Genomic DNA, 18,048 nt, shown 5'->3' with positions numbered 1-18,048 from the left:
GGGCGTGCAGGGGCGTGCAGGGGCATCAAATGTGACGTTACCGTGATGTGATGATCAACTTCCGACAGCCTGCGCTCACTACCGTCAAGGATCATGCGCGCTTCCGACCCCGCACCGAACGGCGATGACGACGACGAACCCGACTGGGACCTCGCGCTCGACGAGGAGTTCGTCCGCGCCGCGACGATCCGGGAGGACGCCCTGCACGCGCGGCACGACCCGCATCCCTTGTACGCACGGCACGCCGGGCCGCCGGAGCCCGGGCCGCGGGCGGGGCGGCGCAGGCTGGTGCTGGGGGCGAGCGCGCTGGTGCTGGCCGCCGTCGGGGCGGGCCTGCTGTACGGCCCGGCGAGCCGGGCGCCGGACCCGGGGCCGACCATCGGCCCGGGGCCGACCGTCGGCCCGGAGGTGACCGCCGGTCGCATCCCCCCGCTCGCGCTGCCCCCGGACTGGGTCGCCCCGCTCGACGCGGTCTTCCCCGAGCGGTCGGCCGACCCGGACGGTCCCGCCCTGGTCCGGCTCCGGGCTGCCGACCTGCCCTCCTGCACCGACCCGGCCGTCCCGGCCCGGGAGGGCGAAGCGGCCCGCCGGGCGGGCCGGTGCGTGGCGGCGCAGCACGCGGTCTACGCCGTCGGCGAGGACCGCCTCACCGTGTCCGTCCTCACCATGGCCTCGGCCGAGGAGGCCCGCGCCGCCGTGTCGGCCCTGGGCGCGGCACCCGCGACCGAGCCCCCGGCGCCCGCCGCCCGGGCCCCGCTGTCCGTCGGCCGGGCGGACCGCACCGTATGGCTCTACAGCTTCACGGGCACCGGTCCCGCCCCCTCGACGTCCCGCTTGGTCGCGCCGTTCATGGCGCACTGGACGGCCCGGGCCGAACAGGCGGCCGCGAACGGCCCGGCACCGGCACACTGAGCCGGCGCCGTCCCACTGGCCGCCCACCGGCGCCGACGGGCACGTGTCCCTGGGGACCCTTCGGCACGACCACCGCCCCCGGCCGGACGGCAGGTCCTCGGACTGCAGCGAGGCCTTCACCCAGCATCCGCAGCCGCCCGGCAGCGGGGCGCCGGGTTCAGCCGACGTGGACCCGGGGGCGGCGGGCGCGGTCGGGCTCGGCCTCGCGCAGCACCTCGCGGGTGACGGGGGCGACCTCGCCCTGGCCGAACAGGAAGAAGCGCAGGAACTGGGCGAACGGGTTGCCCTCGGTCCACTCGAAGTAGATGTGCGGCAGCTGGCCGGTGGTGTCGCGGACGTGCAGCAGTATCGCGGCGAGCGCGTTCGGGACGCTGGAGTGCTCCAGCGTCAGCACCCGGTAGCGGTCGTGCAGCACCTCGCCGTGCACCTTCAGCTCGGCCTCGAAGTCGGACGGGTCGAGGACGGTGACCTCGACGAAGACCAGGTCGTCCTCGGCCGGGATGTCGTTGTCGGTCCGGATCTGGTGCACCTTGTCGCGGTACTCGTCGAGGTCGCGGCCGGACGGCTCGTTGGCGATGAAGCGGATCGTGCGGTGCGCGGTGTCGCGGACGAAGCGCTCCGCGACCTCGTCCAACCGCACGTCGGTGACCCGCAGTTCGAAGGCGCGGGCGAGCCGGGAGGCGGCCGAGACCAGCACGATGCCGGCGATGAAGCAGGCGCCGATCTTCACGCCGTCCGGGCGCTCGGCGATGTTGACGGCGGTGGTGTAGAGGAAGACCGCGGCGATGGCCGCGAAGCCGATCGTCCAGCCGCGCTGGCGGGCGGCCCGGGCGGCGATGGTGACCGCGATCGCGGCGGAGGTGATCAGCACCAGCACGCCGGTGGCGTACGCGCCGCCCTGCTTGTCGACGTTCGCGTCGAACAGCCAGGTGATCAGGAAGGCGATCGCGGTGAGCACCAGCACCATCGGGCGCACCGCGCGCGCCCAGTGCGGGGCCATGCCGTAGCGCGGCAGGTAACGGGGCATCAGGTTGAGCAGCCCGGCCATCGCGGAGGCGCCGGCGAACCACAGGATGGCGATGGTGGACAGGTCGTAGACCGAGCCGAACGCGCCGCCGAGGTAGTGGTGGGCCAGGTAGGCGAGGGCGCGGCCGTTGGCGGGGCCGCCGGGCTCGAAGTCCCGGGCGGGGATCAGCAGGGTGGTGATGAAGCTGGTGGTGATCAGGAAGCAGCTCATGATCACGGCGGCGGTGGTGAGCAGTTTGCGGGCGCCGCGGATCCGGCCGGTGGGGCGCTCCTCGGTGTCGTCGGGGTCGCCCTCGATGTGCGGCATCACGGCGACGCCGGTCTCGAAGCCGGACAGGCCGAGCGCGAGCTTGGGGAAGACCAGCAGGGCGACGCCGACCATCGCCACCGGGTTGCCGTGCTCGACGCTCAGCGCGTGCGTCCAGTCGGTGACCAGGGACGGCGCGGTGACGACGTGCCAGAGGCCGACGGCGACCACCACCACGTTCAGCGCCAGGTAGACGCCGACCAGCACGATCGCCACGCCGATCGCCTCGCTGAAGCCCTTCAGGAAGACCGCGCCGAGCGCGGCCACCAGGATCATCGTGATCAGCACCTGGTGGCCGCTCAGCGCGCCGGCCAGGTGCGGGTTCTCCACCAGGTGGGCGGTGGCGTCGGCGGCGGACAGCGTGATGGTGATGATGAAGTCGGTGGCGGCGAAGCCGAGCAGCGCGAGGACGAACAGCTTGCCCTTCCAGAACGACAGCAGCCGCTCCAGCATGGCGATCGAGCCCTCGCCGTGCGGGCTCTCCTGGGCGACCCGGCGGTAGACCGGCAGCGCGCCGAACAGCGTGACCAGCACCAGCACCACGGTGGCGACCGGGGAGAGCAGGCCGGCGGCGAGCGCGGCGATGCCGGGCTGGTAGCCGAGGGTGGAGAAGTAGTCGAGGCCGGTCAGGCACATGACCTTCCACCAGCGCTGGCCCCGGTGCTCCTCGGCGGGCTGGGCGTGCGGCCCGGGGTGCTGCTTGGCCATGTCGGACAGGCCCTCCAGCAGCCAGGCCCGGAACCGCTGCCGGGCCCGGCCTCCGTCCGTGGGGGCGGAAGTCACCACAGTGCTGCTCCTGTCGCGGGTCGCGGGGTCGTGGGCCCCGGGGCGCGGCCGGAGACTCCCGGCCCGCCGGGCGGACTCCCACGCCAATGTAGGTCAGCTCCACCGCCGTCCGGGGCAGGCTGGAGCGTAACGCCCCCCTTCGGCCCATCCCGGCACCGGTCCCGCCCACTTGACGCTCCTTTGGTCCCCCGTTTCCACCCCGTTTGCCGACCGGCCCGCCGACCCGGCTGCCGCCCTCCCCGGCCCATCGCCCGGGACGGTCGGTGGCCGCGGTCAGACCAGGTGGTCGAAGGCTCCGGCCTTGGCACCCGCGATCATGGCTGCGATCTCGGCGCGGGTGTAGAGCAGAGGAGTCTGCTCGGGCCGCTTCGAGTCGCGGACGGCGACGAACCCGCCGACCGCACCGAACTCCACGCAGTTGTCGTTGCCCCCGCTGGCCGGGCTCTTCTCCCAGGTGACGGCGGAGAAGTCCAGCTCGGCGGGGTCGGGCTTGGTGGTGCTCACGCTCACAGCTCCTTGAGAATCCTGTTGATCCGACTGCGGGTCTCGGGCGGCCCGAGGGCACGGGCCCGCAGGTGGTCGAAGACCTCGGTGTAGCGCTCCACGTCCGCAGCCCCCTCGAAACCCACCGAGTTGGTCAGATTCTCCACCCACACCACGTCCGGATTCGGCTCGGGGAAGCCCATGAGCACGAACGACCCGTACAGGCCCGGATGGAAACCGGCCGAAAACGGCAGGAGCTGGACGGTGAGGTTCGGGCTGGGCGCGACGGCCAGCAGGTGCTCCAACTGCCGCTTCAGCACGGTCGGTGAGCCTTCGATCCGTCGCACCGCCGCCTCGTCGATCACCGCCCACAGCTTCGGCGCGTCCGGGCGGCCCAACACCTTCTCCTGACGCTCCATCCGTACCGTCACCAGGGCGTCGACCTGTCTGGCGGTCAGGTCCACGCGCATCGCGGTGATGACCTGACGCGCGTAGTCGGCGGTCTGCAGCAGACCGGGCATCAGTTGCGGCTCGTAGGAACGGAAGCTCGTCGCACTGGACTCCAGAGCCAGGTAGCCCGCGTACTGGGTGGTGTTGATGACCGTGGAGTACTTCTTCCACCACTGCTGACGCTGAGCCTGATCGGCGCGGACGAGGTCGAGGATGTCCTCGCGCTCGACGGGGTCAGCGACTTCGTAGCAGTCCAGCAGGGCCTTCACCAGGACTGGCGTGGTGCCTCGCTCGCCGTTCTCGATGCGGCTGAGCGAGCTCTGGTTGACCTCCACGATGCCCGCGACCTCGGTCAGCGTCAGCTCTCTCGCGTCCCTCAACTCCTTGAGTCTGGAAGCGAGCTGACGGCGGTACACGGACTGCGGGGCCGGGTTCCTCTTCGCCATGACGCAAGTCTCCCCTTCCGCCAGCCCGAAGGACAACCAATCCGAGGGAACTTTGCATGGGCATATTGCCCAAATGAAGAAGCGACGGGCATGCTGGCCATCCGTAGCGAAACGTGACCGCCCGGTTGCTTTTCGTGTCTCTTGCCTCTGCACGCCTTACGTCGACCGCCGGGCCCGCATGCTGCCGTGCGAAGAGTTCGCGTCGATCCGATCCTCCCGCCCACCGTTCGGAGGTTTCCGTGTCTCCATCCGCTGCCATCGCTGTCCGCCCTGGGCCGCCGCTCTCCGGGACCGTCCGGGTCGACGGTTCGAAGAACGCCGCGCTGCCCCTGCTGGCGGCGGCCGCCGCGATCCGCCGACCGGTCCGGTTGGGCAACATGCCCGGCAGCTCGGACGTGCAGTTGATGCTGGCACTGCTCCAGAGTTCGGGCCTGCGCCTGGTCCGCCCTTCCACCGTTCCCCGGTCGGTGGCCCTCGTGCCCCTGGACGATCACTCGGAGGTGCCCGAACTGCCGGACGCGGACCGCATCCGGGCCTCCTACTACCTGGTGCCCGCCCTGCTGGCCGCCCGCGGCCGGGCCCGGCTGCCGTGGCCGGGCGGCTGCCGGATCGGCGACCGGGGCATGGACGAGCACTTCAAGGTCTACGCCGCCTTCGGCGACAAGGTCGAGACCGACCGGGCCGGTTACCGCGTCACCGCCTCGCCGAGCGGCCCCACGCAGGTGGCGGTGGACCTGCCGTTCCGCTCGCGGGGAGCGAGCGTGGCGGCCGTCCTGCGCGCCGTGGCGGGCGGCCACCGGCTGCGGCTGGGCAACCCCAACCTGTCCCCGGAGTTCACCGGGGTGCTGGATTTCCTGCGGCAGGCCGGCTGGCAGGCGGACCTCACCCGGGACGTCCTCCGCGTCGAGCCGCCCGCCGCACCCGACGAGACGGCGACGCTCGACCGGTCGGTGCCGGGCGACAAGATCGAGGCCGGGACCTTGGCCTGCGCGATCGCCGCCACCGGCGGCAGCGGCCGGATCGAGGGCGTCCGGGTCCTGGACGTCCGGCCCGTCACCGAGGCGCTGAACCGGCTGGGCTTCCCCGTCCTGACCGAGCCCGACGCCCTGGTCCTGCCCGGTGGCGGCACTCCGACCGGTGCCCCGCTGACGGCCGTCGCCTCGCTCGACCCGGACGGCCTGGACGCCGACTTCGAGCCCGCGCTGCTGGCGCTCGCCCTCGGCCTGCCCGGCACCCACCTGTTCGCCGATGCCGTCAACCCCGGCCGCCACGGCAACCTACTGCCGCAACTCCACCTCCTCGGAGCCGAGTTCGAGGAGTTCTCCGCCACCCGCTGCCGCCTGACCGGCCCGCAGCGGTTGACCGGCACCCTGGTGGAGGCCACCGACATCCGCACCGGCAGCGCGCTGCTGATCGCCGGACTCACCGCCCGCGGCACCACCACCGTCACCGGCCTCGACCAGCTCCGGCGCGGCCACGCCGACCTGCCCGCCAAGCTCCACGCCCTCGGCGCCGACGTCACCGAGGCCGCCCGGTGACCGGGGCCGCGCGAGTACTGAAGCGGATCCTCGCCACCACCGACGTCCACTCCCACCTTGCCCACGCCACCGGCCTGCTCTCCCACCTGCGCGCCGAACGCGGCCGGTCGCTGATCGTGGACTGCGGGGACTTCTTCGAGGGCACCGGCTACTACCGGCTCAGCCGCGGCGGCATCGAACGCGAGGTCCTGCTCGCGCTGTACGACGTGATCGCGCCGGGCAACCACGGCTGGAGCCACCACTTCGAGCCCGGGCTGCACGAGTTGACGGTATGCGCGAACGCCGTCGACGACGTGAGCGGCCGACCGCTCTTCCGACCGCTGCACCTGGCGGAGGTCGGCGGACGGCGGGTGGCTGTCACCGCCGTCATCGGTCCGCAGGCATTCGCCGCGATCCCGCTCGCCCAGCGCGCCGGGCACCGCGCCACGGACCCGCTGCGGGCGCTGCGCGAACTGCTGCTGGCCCACCACCACGAGGTGGACTTCTGGGTGCTGCTGTCGCACTCGGGCTTCGAACAGGACGTGCAACTGACCACCGAGTGCCCGTTCCTGGAGGTCGTCTTCGCCGGGCACTGCCACAGCGACCGCTACGGGCCCGAGACGGTAGGCGGCACCCTCGTCGTCAAGGGCCCCGAGCACGGGGCCGGGTACGCGCTGGCCGAACCGGCTGCCGGGCCCGGCTGGACCGCCCGCCCCTACCGCTTCCCCACCACCGGCCGGCTCCCGGCCGACCTGGCGGAGATCGGCCGGGAGATCGACACGCTGAAGGACCGCCTGGCCGCCCCGCTCGGGCCCGTCGCCGAACGCTGGCGCAACGCCGTCCCCAGCCGTCGGGCGCTGCTGGAGGCCGTCGCCGCCGAACTGCACCGGGATCTCGGCGGCAGCGCACTCGTCGTCCTCAACGAGACCGCCCTGCGGCCCGCGCCCCTCGGCGAAGTGCTGCGGACCGAAGACCTGATGGCGGTCGAACCGTTCGGCAACCGGCTCGTCCGCACCGGCCCGCCCGACGACCTGCCCGCACTGCTGGCGCGCCTGACCGAACAAGCCGGGCCGCTCGTCACGGTGCCCGACCCGCCTCCGCCCGGCCTCCGCCACGTGCTGACCACCGACTACCTCGCCGAGACCTTTCCGTCCGGGCCCGCCGAGGACAGCGGCCGACCGCTCGGCCAGGTCGTCCGGCACGTCCTCACCCGCACCCCGAGCGTCGAAGGAGCAGCCGAATGATCCTCACCGGCCCGGAGATCACCACGGCCGCCCGCGACGGCCGGCTGCGCATCGCCCCCTTCGAACCCGGCCAGGTCAACCCCAACAGCTACAACGTCCGCCTCGGGTCCACCCTGCTGACGTACACCGAGGAGGTCATCGACGCCCACCGCCCCAACCTCACCCAGGAGTTCGAGATCGGCGAGAACGGGTTCGTCCTCCGGCCGGGCCAGCTCTACCTGGGGCACACCGTGGAGGAGGTCGGCTCCGACACCTTCGTCCCACTGCTGTTCGGCCGTTCCTCCGTCGGGCGGCTCGGCCTGTTCGTCGAGATCACCGCGCCGATCGGCGACCTCGGCTTCCACGGCCAGTGGACGCTGATGCTCTCCCCGACCCGCCCGCTGCGGGTCTACCGGGGCATGAAGATCGGCCAGATCATGTTCTTCCTGTCCGTGGGACCGGTCGACCTCTACAGCGGCAAGTACCAGGCCGCGCTCGGCCCGCAGCCCTCCGGCTACTGGCGCGACCGTCCCGGTGCCGGGGCGGCGGCTCGATGATCCTCACCGCCAGCGCCATCGCCGCCGCCGTCGCGGCGGGCGAGATCACCATCGCCCCCTTCGACCCGGTCCGGCTCTCCCCGAACGCCTACGACTGGCGCCTCGGCGAGACCTTACGGGTGTGCGAGGGCGATCTGGATGCCGCCGAGCCCACCCCTTTCACCGAGATCGCCATCCCCAGTGACGGCCTCGTTCTCGAACCCGGCGTGCTGTACCTCGGCGCGACGCTGGAGCACACCGGCTCCGAGCGGTACGCGCAGTTGCTCAACGGCGATCGCACCACCGGGGCGCTCGGCATCTGGGTGCACGTCTCCGCCCCGCTCGGCCACGTCGGCCACGCGATCCGCTGGACGTTGGAGATCCGCGCCGCCAAACCGGTACGGGTCTACCCCGGCATGACCTTCGGGAAGTTGGTCTTCCTGCAGACCTTCGGTGCTCCGGCCAGCTACCAGCAGCTCGGCCTCAAGTACACGGCCACCGACGGCATCGACATGTCCCGCCTCTACGAGGAGATCCCCGGAGGCACCGCATGACCTTCCCCCGCGCCGACCGCCCCCTGGTGGCGACCTGCCTCGACCTCCCCTACGGCAGCCCCGGTGGCAGCGTCGAACTCTTCCTCGACCTGTACACCGGCGACCGCCCGCTCCTTCCCGCCCGCGCCTTCATGCTCCAGCCCGCCGGACCCCGCCCCGCCGTCCCGGCCGGGCTCGACCTGCTGCCCGTCAGCGGAAAGACCCTGGAGGGCCCCGCCTTCCGCCGCTACGTCGCCGCCCTCTGCCGTGCCCTCGTACATGCCTTGGACGCCGAGCGGATCGGGGTGCTGCACCTGCACCACCTGGCCTTCGGCGCCACCCCCGCCCTACTGCGGGCACTGCCCCGGCACCCGCGGATCGCCCTGGTGCACGGCACCGACCTGCTCTTCGCCGAGCAGCACCGCGACCAACTGCGTGTCCTGCGCGAGAGCGCCCGCCTCGCCGACCCGATCGTGGTTCCCACCACCGCCATGGCCGACCACCTGGCCCGCCTCTCACCCGGGACCGACACCGGCAAGATCCACCACATTCCGTGGGGCATCCCCGATCACCTGCTCACCACCCCACCCGCTCCGGCCGCCCGGCACGGCGGTCCCCACCTGCGGCTGCTGTACGCCGGACGGCTCACCCCGGAGAAGGGCGGCGGCGTCCTCGTCAAGGCGCTGGCCGTGGTGAAGAACGTCGAACTGAGCATCGCCGCCCCGCGCGCGGAGTTCGACGCGCTCCGACCCTCGCTCCGCCACGCCGGTCACCCGGTGCGCTACCTGGGCTGGCTCCGCCGCCCGCAACTGTGGAAGGCGTTCGCCGAGCACGACGCGCTCGCCGTGCCCTCCACCACCCTGGAGGCGATGGGCCTGGTCGCCCTGGAGGCCCAGGCGTGCGGCCTGCCCGTCCTCCACCAGCCCGTTCCCGGCCTGCGCGAAGCCCTCGGCGGCTCCGCCCTGGCCACCGACTTCACCGACGCCGCCACGCTCACCCACGACCTGGAGCGCTTGCGGACCTCGTTCACGCTGCTGCCCGCCCTGCGGGAGGCCGGCCGGACGAACGCGACCCGCCACCCGCTCAGCGCCACCGCCGCCGCGCTGACCGACCTCGGCGCGCAGTTCCGCTGAACCGGGCACCGCGCCGAAGCCCACCCCGCCCCGGTCGGCTCACTACGCTGACCGGGGCGGACGTCCACCGCGATTCGGGGAGACCATGACACCCAGCACCGACCGCATCCACCAACTCCTGACCGACGGTCTCCGCGACCGCGCCTACCCCGGGGCGGTGTGGGCCGTCGGCGACGCGACCAGCACCCGGGCCGGCGGTGCAGTCGGCGTTCTCGACCCCGCACAACCCGACGAGACCATGCGGCCGGACACCCTGTTCGACGTCGCCAGTCTCACCAAGATCCTCGCCGTCTGGTCCACCGTCGGCGCACTGTGGCAGGACGGTCTGCTGCTGCTGGACGAGCCGCTCGGCACCTTCTGGCCCGAAGTGACCGGCCACCCCCTCGGCCGGGCCACCGCACACCACCTGCTCACCCACACCGCCGGGCTGCCGCTGAGGGCCCAGCTGAAGAACCGCTACGGCACCGACCCCGCCGAGATCCGCGTGGGTGTCCTGCACGAGGCCCTGCACCGACCGCCGGGCGAGGCAGTCGAGTACACCGACCGGGCCGCCCTCGTCCTCGGCTACCTCGCCGAACACCTCTCCGGCCAGCCCCTCGACCACCTCGCCGCAACCCGGATCTGGCAGCCCCTCGGCATGCACACCACCCGCTTCGGCCCACTGCCCGCCGAGCAGACTGCCCTCGCCGCCCCCACCGAACTCGACCAGGACACCGGCACCCACCTCAAGGGCACCGCCCACGACTTCTCCGCCCGCCTCCTGAACGGTGTGTGCGGTATCGCCGGCGCCTTCTCCACCGCCGCCGACCTCGCCCGCTTCCTCCAGTACCTGCTCGACCCCGCCACCGCCCCGGGAAAGCCCGGCTTCGACCCCGCCTGGACCAAGGAATCCCTGACCGTCCGGACCGGCGCCCTGGAGCCCGCCCGCGGCCTGTTCTGGCACCCCGCCCCCGGCACCGACCCGGCCGAGGACGTCTGGGTGCACTACGGCTTCACCGGCACCGGCCTGTGGGCCTCCCCCCAACTGGGCACCTGGGCCGTCCTGCTGACCAACAAGATCTACTACACCCGCGACCGCGAACCGCTCACCAGCGTCCGCAACCGCTTCCGCGCCCTCGTTTTCTCCTGACCCCGGCGACCGCGCGCCTCGAACCGGCCCCGGGGGCGGCCGTGCTCCCCCACCCCAACGGTTCGAGCACGTGCGGGCTCGGGGCGTCAAGGGCCGTCCGGTCCCCGGGTCGGTGGTGGGGCGGGGCGGGACGGCCCTGTCGGTGGTGGGGGGCGGTTTGGCAGACTGCGGGGTGTTCGTGGTCCGCGAGGAGGAGTTGCTGCCGTGTCCGAGGCTTCCGCGCCGATCAGGGTGTTCCTGCTGGACGACCACGAGGTGGTCCGCCGCGGGGTGCACGACCTGCTGGACTCCGAACCCGACCTGGCGGTCGTCGGCGAGGCCGGGACGGTCGAGCAGGCGCTCGCCCGGGTGCCCGCGCTGCGCCCCGACGTCGCGGTGCTGGACATGCGGCTGCCCGACGGCGACGGCGTGACGGTCTGCCGCGAACTGCGGTCCCGGCTGCCCGGGCTGGCCTGCCTGATGCTCACCTCCTTCGACGACGAGGAGGCCCTGCTGGACTCGATCATGGCGGGCGCGGCGGGCTACGTCCTCAAGCAGATCAGCGGCACCGACCTGGTGACCGCGATCCGCACGGTGGCCACCGGGCGGTCGATGCTCGACTCCGGCGCCGCGACCCGGCTGATGGCCCGGCTCCGCGGCGGGTCGCCCGCGCCCGCCGCCGAGTTCCCGCAGCTCACCGACCGGGAGCGGGAGATCCTGGCGCTGATCGGCGAGGGCCTGACCAACCGTCAGATCGGCGAACGGGTGTTCCTGGCCGAGAAGACCGTCAAGAACCACATCTCCCGGCTGCTCGCCAAACTCGGCGTGGAGCGCCGGGTGCAGGCCGCCGTGATCGCCGCCCGGACACCGGCCGCGCACTCCGCCGACCGCTGGTGATGCGGGTCGGAGATTCGATGGGAATACATGACGATCCGATCGTGGATCTCTTCGGCGCTCCCGGTCCGGACGGAACGCCCGGGATTCTTCGTCCGCACCGCACCAGTGCGCGCCTGGGCAGGTCGAGGGGCGACCACTTCGCGGACTCTGTCGATGAACAGCGGATCGATGCCGATGCTCCGACACGGCTCAGCCGGACGAGACGTACAGAACCAGGCCCCCGATCGTGTCGGCCACTTGGGCGGCGAGCCAGGCGGACACTGCTCACTGCCCCTGCCAAGGGAAGTATTCCTGGTTGGGGTTGCCCCAGAGCGATCGGTCGCTCAGCGGGCAGCTGTCCAGTTCAGCCGTGAGCAATGCCACCAGGAAGTCGACCATGCCGAGGTCCTGGAGCAGCCACCGGCCCAGCCCCCGCTTCCAGACCACGACCGGCCACCGGTCGGGATCCGGATCGGTGGCGAGCCAGCACAGCGTGTCGGCGGCATCGCTGCCGCCCCAGCCGCGCAACAGGACCGGGTCGGTGACCTCGTCCGGGAGACCGGTGCGCACCCGGGCGAAGGTGAAGCGGGCGTCCCCGGTGTACTCTTCCACGTCGATCGGCGGTTCGCCCGGACCACTGACCACCAAGGGATGGCCGATGTCGAGGTGGTCGCCGATCCCGCCCACGCCGTAGGCGTCGATGAACGCCCGGTAGTCGGCCGGGAAGGGACCCTGAACTGCCTCGGCAGCGGGCCAGTCGATCGGCTCGCAGGCCGTCGACGGAGGCGGCATCATCGCCCTGAGTCGCCCCAGGTTCATGTGGTTCTCCCTTTGACGAGGGCGGCTCGGCGGGGAGACCGGCCGCAGCTTCCGATGATCATGGCGTGTTACCGGCCGGGCACGGGCTGCTTGCTGCGGCTGTCGTCACTCCGCCCAGATCCTTCCACCCCGGCTCGGGCTGTGGAGCATGTTGGCAACAGGCTCGTCGAAGCTGATGTCGACAGGTTCCGCAGGTCGGTTCCCGAGCCGGGGAGCCGACTGCCCAGCAGGTGGCAGGCGTTGACCGTCTGCACCTCGGCAGAAGGACGGGCCGGCCCACCTGCGCCTTGCCCCCACAGGTATCCGGGGGCACGTACTTCCTGACTGCTGAGCGCGTCGCGGGCGGAGTAGGTGCAACTGCCGGCACCGTCGCCGAGGAGTTCGTTGCACTCGTCGTAGGTGCTGCTGAGGCCGCCGACGTCGTAGCCGACGGTGGTTCCGGGCATCCCGTCCTCGCCGTGACGGCACCGATGACCGGCATTGTCGAGGCCGCTCGCCGGGGTCCGGAGGGTCCGGGCGAGGATGTCGGTGGGGGTGGAGAGGAACAGTGCACTACGGCGAACGGATCGGGGCAGGCGCGGGTCCGCCGGACGAGGACGTGCTGGTGCCGCCGGAGTCCTGGCGCCCGCTCGCCCTGCCCCGGCGGCAGCCGGACGCGGGCGGCCCGGCGGACGGCGGCGTCGAACGCTGGTTCCACAAACCCCTTCCGGGCGGCCGCCACCTGGTGGTCCGACTCCGCCCCGGCATCTACGTCGGACTGGTCAACGAGTCCCCCGAGCAGACCTTCGAAACCGTCTGGCTGGACACCCGTCCCGGCGATCACTGGCCCGCCCCCGGTCGACGCCCCGAACGCCTCGGCACCCTCGACCCGGTCACCTCCTCCGAACTCCTCGTCGAACTCGCCGAGTTGACCGCTCCCTGAGGCCGCCGGCCGAGCTGCCGACGGGCCGTCGGCAGTGGCCGCCCCTCCAGCGCCTCACCTCGGACGGCGTCGGAGCGGTATGCCAGCATCGTCCCGGCGGTGGGAGCACCACACCGCTCCCGCCCCTTCTTTCTCTCGCGTCGACCGCCGAACGGCGGGTCAGGAGCAGCCGTGCACGACACCGAGCAGCAGCCGTACGACCGTTCCCGGAGCGGGACGGTGCTGCGCTGGCGGCCCGGCGAGCAGCGGGAGTGGGCGGCCCGGGCCGGAGCCGCCGTCCGGTACCCCGGGGACACCGACTGGGCGGCCGAGGCGCCGTCCCGGTTGGCCCAGGACCCGGCGGTGGCCTGCGAGTTCCTGCTCGCCAGACCGGTCTCGGTGCTCGCGCCGTTCCTCGCGCACTGGCGGCCGGAGCCGACCCGGATCGACGGCGACGCGCTCCGGGCGGTGCTCGCCGCCCACGGGACGGCCGCCGTCCCCGCCGTCCTGCACGCCGCCGAGCACCGCCCCGCCGCGTTCGCCGCGCTGCTGCTCCCGGTCCTCGACGTCCGGGCCGCCCGGCTGCTCACCCCGGGCCTGCTGGGCGTCAAATCCCTTCAGGAACCGGCTCGTTCATGGTTCGTCCGGCACGGCACGGCAGGTGCCCTGTGCCTGCTTCCGGATGCGCTGGGCGCCCGTGGCCCGGTGCAGGCTGCGGCCGAACAGGCGCTGCGCCGCGCAGTTGCCGAGCAGGGGCGGGCAGCACTGCGCGCTGCGGCCGCGGACCAGTACGGGGCCGACATGGCTTCGGCGCTCGACCGGTTGCTGCCCGCCGAGCGGGCAGTGCCCGGCACGGTGGACGGAGCCGACCTCGCGCTGCCGTCCTGGCTGCGGGTCGCCGAACTGCCGCCGCCGGTGCTGCTCTCGGGGGCGGTGCTGCCGGCGGCGGAGGTGCGTCGCTTGCTGGCGCTGCTCCGGCCCGGCTGTTCCGGGTCGGCGGAGGCGGTGGCGGGGTGTCGACCCGAGGCGCTCGCGGAGTTCGGGTGGGCGCTGTTCGAGCAGTGGCGGTCGGCGGGCGAACCCGTCGAGGACGGTGGGGTGTTCGCCGCGCTCGGCGCATTCGGTGACGACGGGACGGCCCGGCGGCTCGGCGCGCTGCTGCGCGAGCGGGCCGGGCGGGACGGTGACCGGTGGGTCGGGCAGGTTCTGGACGTGCTGGTCGCGCTCGGCACCGACACCGCACTACGCCAGTTGCACGCGTTGGCGGCGCACCTGCCCGCCGGGGCGGTGGAGAGCAGGCTCGCCGAGGTTGCCGACGGTCTCGGCCTGACGTCCGATCAGCTCGCCGACCGTCTCGCCCCCGACGGCACCACGGTATTCGACTACGGCGCACGGGCGTTCACCGTCGGCTTCGACGAGCACCTGCGCCCGTACGTGGTCGACGACGCGGACGGGCGGCGCGAGGAGCTGCCACCGCCCGGACCGCAGGACGACCCGGCGGCCGCGGCCACCGCGCAACAGCGCTTCGCCGCGCTGGTGTGGGACGTCCGGGCCCTCGCCGACGAGCAGGGGAGGCGGCTGGAGGCCGCCATGGTGGCCGAACGGGTCTGGGGCGCCGACGAGTTCCGTGAACTGCTGGGGTATCCACTGCTGGGACGGCTGGCGCGCCGACTGGTGTGGATCATCGACCACACGGCTTTCCGGATCAGGCCGGACGGCACCGTCACCAGCGCGTACGGGAGCAACTACCCGCTTCCGGAGGGGAGTCCGGCCAAGCTGGCCCATCCGCTGCACCTCGGACCGGACCTGGCGGCCTGGTCGGAACTGTTCGCCGACGCCGGGCTCGTCCAGCCGTTCCGCCAACTGGCCCGACCGGTCAAAGCGTTGACCCGCGAAGAGGCTGCGGGCCATCGCCTGCCCCGCTTCGAGGGCGCCGTCGTACCGGCCGACCGTCTGCTCGCACGGCATGCCAACGGCTGGCGGCAGGTCGGCGGCACCGACCTGTACCGCCAACTGCCGGACGGCAGCCGCCTGGTGCTCACCTTTGCACCGGACGCACCCACCCCCCGCCCCGGACGGACCCTGCGGTCGGTGCAGCTGACGTCCGGCCCGGACCGCCTCCGCCCGGGGCCGCGCCGGCTCGCCTCGCTCGAACCCGTCGCGGCCTCCGAAGTCCTGCTCGAACTGGAGGAGTTGACGTCCCCGGAGGCGTAGCGCCTCAGCCTGCCGTTCGACCCCGGCGTGGAAGAGCGCGTCCGCCCGGGCGTACAGGCATGGGGCCCGGGAATCTCAGGAGGTCGAACGACCTCTGCCGTCAATCGGCGGGCCGAGCGACGGCGGCACGGCTCTGCTGGAGGTGGAGCTCGACGTAACGGCACAGGTCCAGGGCGTCCTGCGGGTCGTCGGCCCGGTGGCTGAACCGACGGATGAGCAGCACCGAATCGAGGGTGACGCCTTCGCGGGCCAGCACGAACAGCAGGGTGAGCAGGGCAGCGCGGGCGTTGCCGTCGTCGAACGGGTGGAAGAAGCAGACATCCAAGTGGGCGCGGGCCGCCCTGGCGGCGAGCGAGAGCCGGCCGTCGCCGGCCTGCGCCAAGCAGGTATCGAGGCGGGCGCGGGTGTCGGGGCCGATCCCGTAGCGCTCGGCGCCGTCTTTGGCGAAGGCGGGGTGGGTGCGCAGCGGGGGCGGCTCGGGGGTGCCCAGTACGTGCTGCTGCCAGCCGCGCAGCAGCTCGAAGTCGAGTGTGGCGCCGCGGGCGGCGTCGGCCCGTACCAGTTCGAGTGCGGCGAGCAGGCCGGCTGCGCGGGCAGCGTCCACGGCCGCGTCGAAGAAGCGGAACTCCTCGACCGCGCCGTCGCGGGCGGGCACCACCGGTCCGCTGTCCGCGCTGCCCCCGTGTTCCGGCCACGGTACGCTCTCGCGCACCGCGAGCCAGCGCTCCAGGTGGTCCGGGAGCGCGCCGGACTCGGGGGGCCGGCGGGCGTCCTCGGGCCGCAGGGGGCCGACGAGCCGCTCCGCGATGTCCGCCGCCAGCACGGTGTCCGGCGCGGTCCAGCTCTTGAATCGGCCCCCGACCGCCCGGCGCACCAGGCTCCCGGCCGTCTCCAGGGCGACGCCCCAGTAGGTGAGGAACCAGATCAGGACCTGCTCGCAGTGCCGGTACCAGCCGCTTTCGGCACCGGTCCAGTCGGCCACCTGCAGGATCACGTTGCGGGCGGTGCTCTCCCACAGGATGCGGTCGGCCGCCAGGGTCTCGGGGTCCAGCGGGTAGGCCTCGAACCACTCCGCGAGACGCTCCAGCCAGTCCCGCCACTCGCACAGCGCCGCCACGACCCGGTCGAGGGTCTGCTGCGGGGTGGTGATCGAGTGCGCGCCGCAACACCAGCTCCCGACCGGCCCTCCGTCGATGTCCCCCTCACCGGTTGACCAGCGCCATCCTGCCGCCCACTGGCCGTAGTGCTCGACCAGCGCATGCGTCATGGCATCGGACCAGGGCTTGGCCACCTCGTGCGCCCAGTTGACCCGGGTCAGGTCAATGTCCGGATCCGTCCGGGAGGGCACCCGCCTCGCCGGACCCAGGGAGTGGACCACCTGCGCCACCGCACCGGGGTCGAAGGGGTGGGCGGCGGGATCGACCTCGTCCCAGGACAGTCCTCCCGGGTAGGGCACTCTGGACACCCGATCAGGGTGCCCGGGGACCGGCGGTGCGGGCAACGGTATTTCCCCGGCTGCCCGAAGTCGTCGCCGACCGGGAGCATGGGCAGGGGGCGTGAGCCGGGAGCGTGAGCAGGGCAACGAACAGGGCCTGCCGGGTCGTTCGAGGAGCACCGGGCCGGCCGAGGTCGAGCGGCAGGCTCAGGTCCGGCCGAGGAATCCGGGCTCGGAGGCGCCGGCCTGGCGGGCGAAGTCGGCGGCCAGGCCGAGGACTTCGTGCATCGGCACGGCCCGGCGGCTGGTGGCTGCCAGGTCGGCCCGGGCCTCCTCCGACCAGAGGAACGGGTAGGTGGCGATCCCCTGGGAGGGGGTGAGCCCGGCGGCCTCCGTCTCCCAGCCGGGCCAGCGCAGGCCCTGGTAGAAGGTGGTCGAGCCGCCGGAGAGCAGCCAGGCGATCCATCCGGAGTGGCCGATCTCCAGGGGTTCCCAGGCCAGGGTGTCGGGCGCGAAGTAGACCAACTGGCCGGGCGCGCCGGGGCGGTTCGCGGCCGCCGGGTCGTGGCCGTTCAGCGCGAAGACCCCGCCGAGGACGTCGTGGCCGACGACCAGGCCGTCCGCCGGGTACCAGGCCGGGTCGAAGGCCGCCGGGAACCCGTTGACCTGACCCAGCCCCGGCAGGCCCCCGGCGCCGTCGGCCCGGCCGCCGCCGAAGACCCGCAGCCAGCCGCCGTCCAGCAGCAGCCCGCCCGTGTGCAGGGTCAACGCCCCCAGCGTGGACCGTACGGTGACCTGCAGTTGGAGCAGGCAGCGCCGCCCCTCCTCGGGGTCGGCCGGGAGCACCCGTACGGGAACGGCTGCGGTGGCCAGCAGTTCGCGGAGTTCGGGCCAGGCCGGGTCGTCGACCTCGGTCAACTCTTCGATCGTGCGCATCCGGCAATGATCACACGCCGGGCGAGCCTCCCGGGACGGCACGGATCGCACGGACCGCACGGACCGGACCGAACCGGAAGCGGAAGCGGAAGCGGGAAGGTGCGGTTCCGGCCGCCGATGGGGGCGCGGCGTGCGGCAAGGGGCGACCCATGGGGCGGGTGGGGCGAAGTCACGTGCGGGGTGCGGTGGTTGGGGGAAGCGGGGCGGGGGTGGCGGGGGTGGGGGTGGCGGGGGTGGGATCGGCCGGGAATCGACCGGCGTGGGCATGCCGGGGGTATGGGCCGCCGGGGCTTGCCGCTCCTAGTGCCGCGTCAGGCAACCTTTGCCGTCAAGGAGCGGCGTCCGGTGCGTGCTCTCGGCGTGCCGGCCGGAAGCCCTCGTACTGGGTGTACTCGGGTTTTCGGCCG

Annotated in this window: 16 protein-coding genes; 10 read left to right on the top strand and 6 right to left on the bottom strand. The window is 73.0% G+C overall.

The window, feature by feature from the left end; all coding sequences use genetic code 11:
* Positions 1-93 precede the first annotated feature (93 nt).
* Complete coding sequence (locus ACIOHG_RS33035; RefSeq protein WP_400956107.1) at positions 94-912, top strand: hypothetical protein; 819 nt, start codon at positions 94-96, stop codon at positions 910-912.
* A gap of 157 nt (positions 913-1,069) precedes the next feature.
* Here the strand turns inward: ACIOHG_RS33035 and ACIOHG_RS33030 are convergent, their stop codons facing one another.
* From ACIOHG_RS33030 to ACIOHG_RS33020, 3 genes are all read right to left on the bottom strand, one after another.
* Positions 1,070-3,031, bottom strand: coding sequence for an amino acid transporter (locus ACIOHG_RS33030; RefSeq protein WP_400956106.1), 1,962 nt, complete (start codon positions 3,029-3,031; stop codon positions 1,070-1,072).
* Between the two features lie 273 nt (positions 3,032-3,304).
* Complete coding sequence (locus tag ACIOHG_RS33025) at positions 3,305-3,535, bottom strand: DUF397 domain-containing protein (RefSeq protein ID WP_400956104.1); 231 nt, start codon at positions 3,533-3,535, stop codon at positions 3,305-3,307.
* Between the two features lie 2 nt (positions 3,536-3,537).
* Entirely contained in the window at positions 3,538-4,410 is an 873-nt protein-coding gene (locus tag ACIOHG_RS33020; RefSeq protein ID WP_400956102.1) for a helix-turn-helix domain-containing protein, read from the bottom strand.
* Between the two features lie 239 nt (positions 4,411-4,649).
* Between ACIOHG_RS33020 and ACIOHG_RS33015 the strand changes: the two genes are divergently transcribed.
* The 7 genes from ACIOHG_RS33015 to ACIOHG_RS32985 all read left to right on the top strand — a co-directional run bounded on the left by ACIOHG_RS33015 (position 4,650) and on the right by ACIOHG_RS32985 (position 11,357).
* Positions 4,650-5,948, top strand: coding sequence for a UDP-N-acetylglucosamine 1-carboxyvinyltransferase (locus ACIOHG_RS33015; RefSeq protein WP_400956100.1), 1,299 nt, complete (start codon positions 4,650-4,652; stop codon positions 5,946-5,948).
* Positions 5,945-7,171 (top strand): metallophosphoesterase, encoded by a 1,227-nt coding sequence (locus tag ACIOHG_RS33010; RefSeq protein ID WP_400956098.1) that lies wholly within the window; start codon positions 5,945-5,947, stop codon positions 7,169-7,171. The genes ACIOHG_RS33015 and ACIOHG_RS33010 overlap by 4 nt, the downstream gene beginning before the upstream one ends.
* The gene (gene dcd, locus ACIOHG_RS33005) at positions 7,168-7,707 is read left to right on the top strand and encodes a dCTP deaminase (RefSeq protein WP_400956097.1); all 540 of its coding nucleotides are present in this window, start codon (positions 7,168-7,170) and stop codon (positions 7,705-7,707) included. The genes ACIOHG_RS33010 and dcd overlap by 4 nt, the downstream gene beginning before the upstream one ends.
* Positions 7,704-8,240: a dCTP deaminase domain-containing protein gene (locus tag ACIOHG_RS33000; RefSeq protein WP_400956096.1), complete on the top strand. Its 537-nt coding sequence runs from the start codon at positions 7,704-7,706 to the stop codon at positions 8,238-8,240. The genes dcd and ACIOHG_RS33000 overlap by 4 nt, the downstream gene beginning before the upstream one ends.
* The gene (locus ACIOHG_RS32995; protein WP_400956095.1) at positions 8,237-9,352 is read left to right on the top strand and encodes a glycosyltransferase family 4 protein; all 1,116 of its coding nucleotides are present in this window, start codon (positions 8,237-8,239) and stop codon (positions 9,350-9,352) included. Before ACIOHG_RS33000 ends, ACIOHG_RS32995 begins: the two co-directional genes overlap by 4 nt.
* An 85-nt stretch (positions 9,353-9,437) precedes the next feature.
* Positions 9,438-10,481 (top strand): serine hydrolase domain-containing protein, encoded by a 1,044-nt coding sequence (locus ACIOHG_RS32990; RefSeq protein ID WP_400956094.1) that lies wholly within the window; start codon positions 9,438-9,440, stop codon positions 10,479-10,481.
* A 204-nt stretch (positions 10,482-10,685) separates the two neighbouring features.
* Positions 10,686-11,357, top strand: a complete 672-nt coding sequence (locus ACIOHG_RS32985) for a response regulator (RefSeq protein ID WP_400956092.1) — start codon at positions 10,686-10,688, stop codon at positions 11,355-11,357.
* Positions 11,358-11,621: 264 nt separating this feature from the next.
* Here the strand turns inward: ACIOHG_RS32985 and ACIOHG_RS32980 are convergent, their stop codons facing one another.
* Positions 11,622-12,155 (bottom strand): hypothetical protein, encoded by a 534-nt coding sequence (locus ACIOHG_RS32980; protein ID WP_400956091.1) that lies wholly within the window; start codon positions 12,153-12,155, stop codon positions 11,622-11,624.
* A 547-nt stretch (positions 12,156-12,702) separates the two neighbouring features.
* Between ACIOHG_RS32980 and ACIOHG_RS32975 the strand changes: the two genes are divergently transcribed.
* Together ACIOHG_RS32975 and ACIOHG_RS32970 are read left to right on the top strand one after the other, a co-directional pair.
* On the top strand, positions 12,703-13,077 hold the full coding sequence (locus tag ACIOHG_RS32975; protein WP_400956089.1) for a hypothetical protein: 375 nt from the start codon (positions 12,703-12,705) through the stop codon (positions 13,075-13,077).
* Positions 13,078-13,248: 171 nt separating this feature from the next.
* Positions 13,249-15,270 (top strand): DUF4132 domain-containing protein, encoded by a 2,022-nt coding sequence (locus ACIOHG_RS32970; protein WP_400956088.1) that lies wholly within the window; start codon positions 13,249-13,251, stop codon positions 15,268-15,270.
* A gap of 100 nt (positions 15,271-15,370) precedes the next feature.
* On the opposite strand, the gene ACIOHG_RS32965 is transcribed toward ACIOHG_RS32970, so the two are convergent.
* Together ACIOHG_RS32965 and ACIOHG_RS32960 are read right to left on the bottom strand one after the other, a co-directional pair.
* Positions 15,371-16,735, bottom strand: a complete 1,365-nt coding sequence (locus tag ACIOHG_RS32965; protein WP_400956086.1) for a Fic family protein — start codon at positions 16,733-16,735, stop codon at positions 15,371-15,373.
* Positions 16,736-16,912: 177 nt separating this feature from the next.
* Positions 16,913-17,641 (bottom strand): DUF2625 family protein, encoded by a 729-nt coding sequence (locus tag ACIOHG_RS32960; RefSeq protein ID WP_400956085.1) that lies wholly within the window; start codon positions 17,639-17,641, stop codon positions 16,913-16,915.
* Positions 17,642-18,048: the final 407 nt, after the last annotated feature.

It is taken from the genome of Kitasatospora sp. NPDC088134 (assembly GCF_044741705.1).
In the GTDB taxonomy this organism is placed as follows: Bacteria; Actinomycetota; Actinomycetes; order Streptomycetales; family Streptomycetaceae; genus Kitasatospora.
This window is presented reverse-complemented; position numbering and strand designations above follow the sequence as displayed.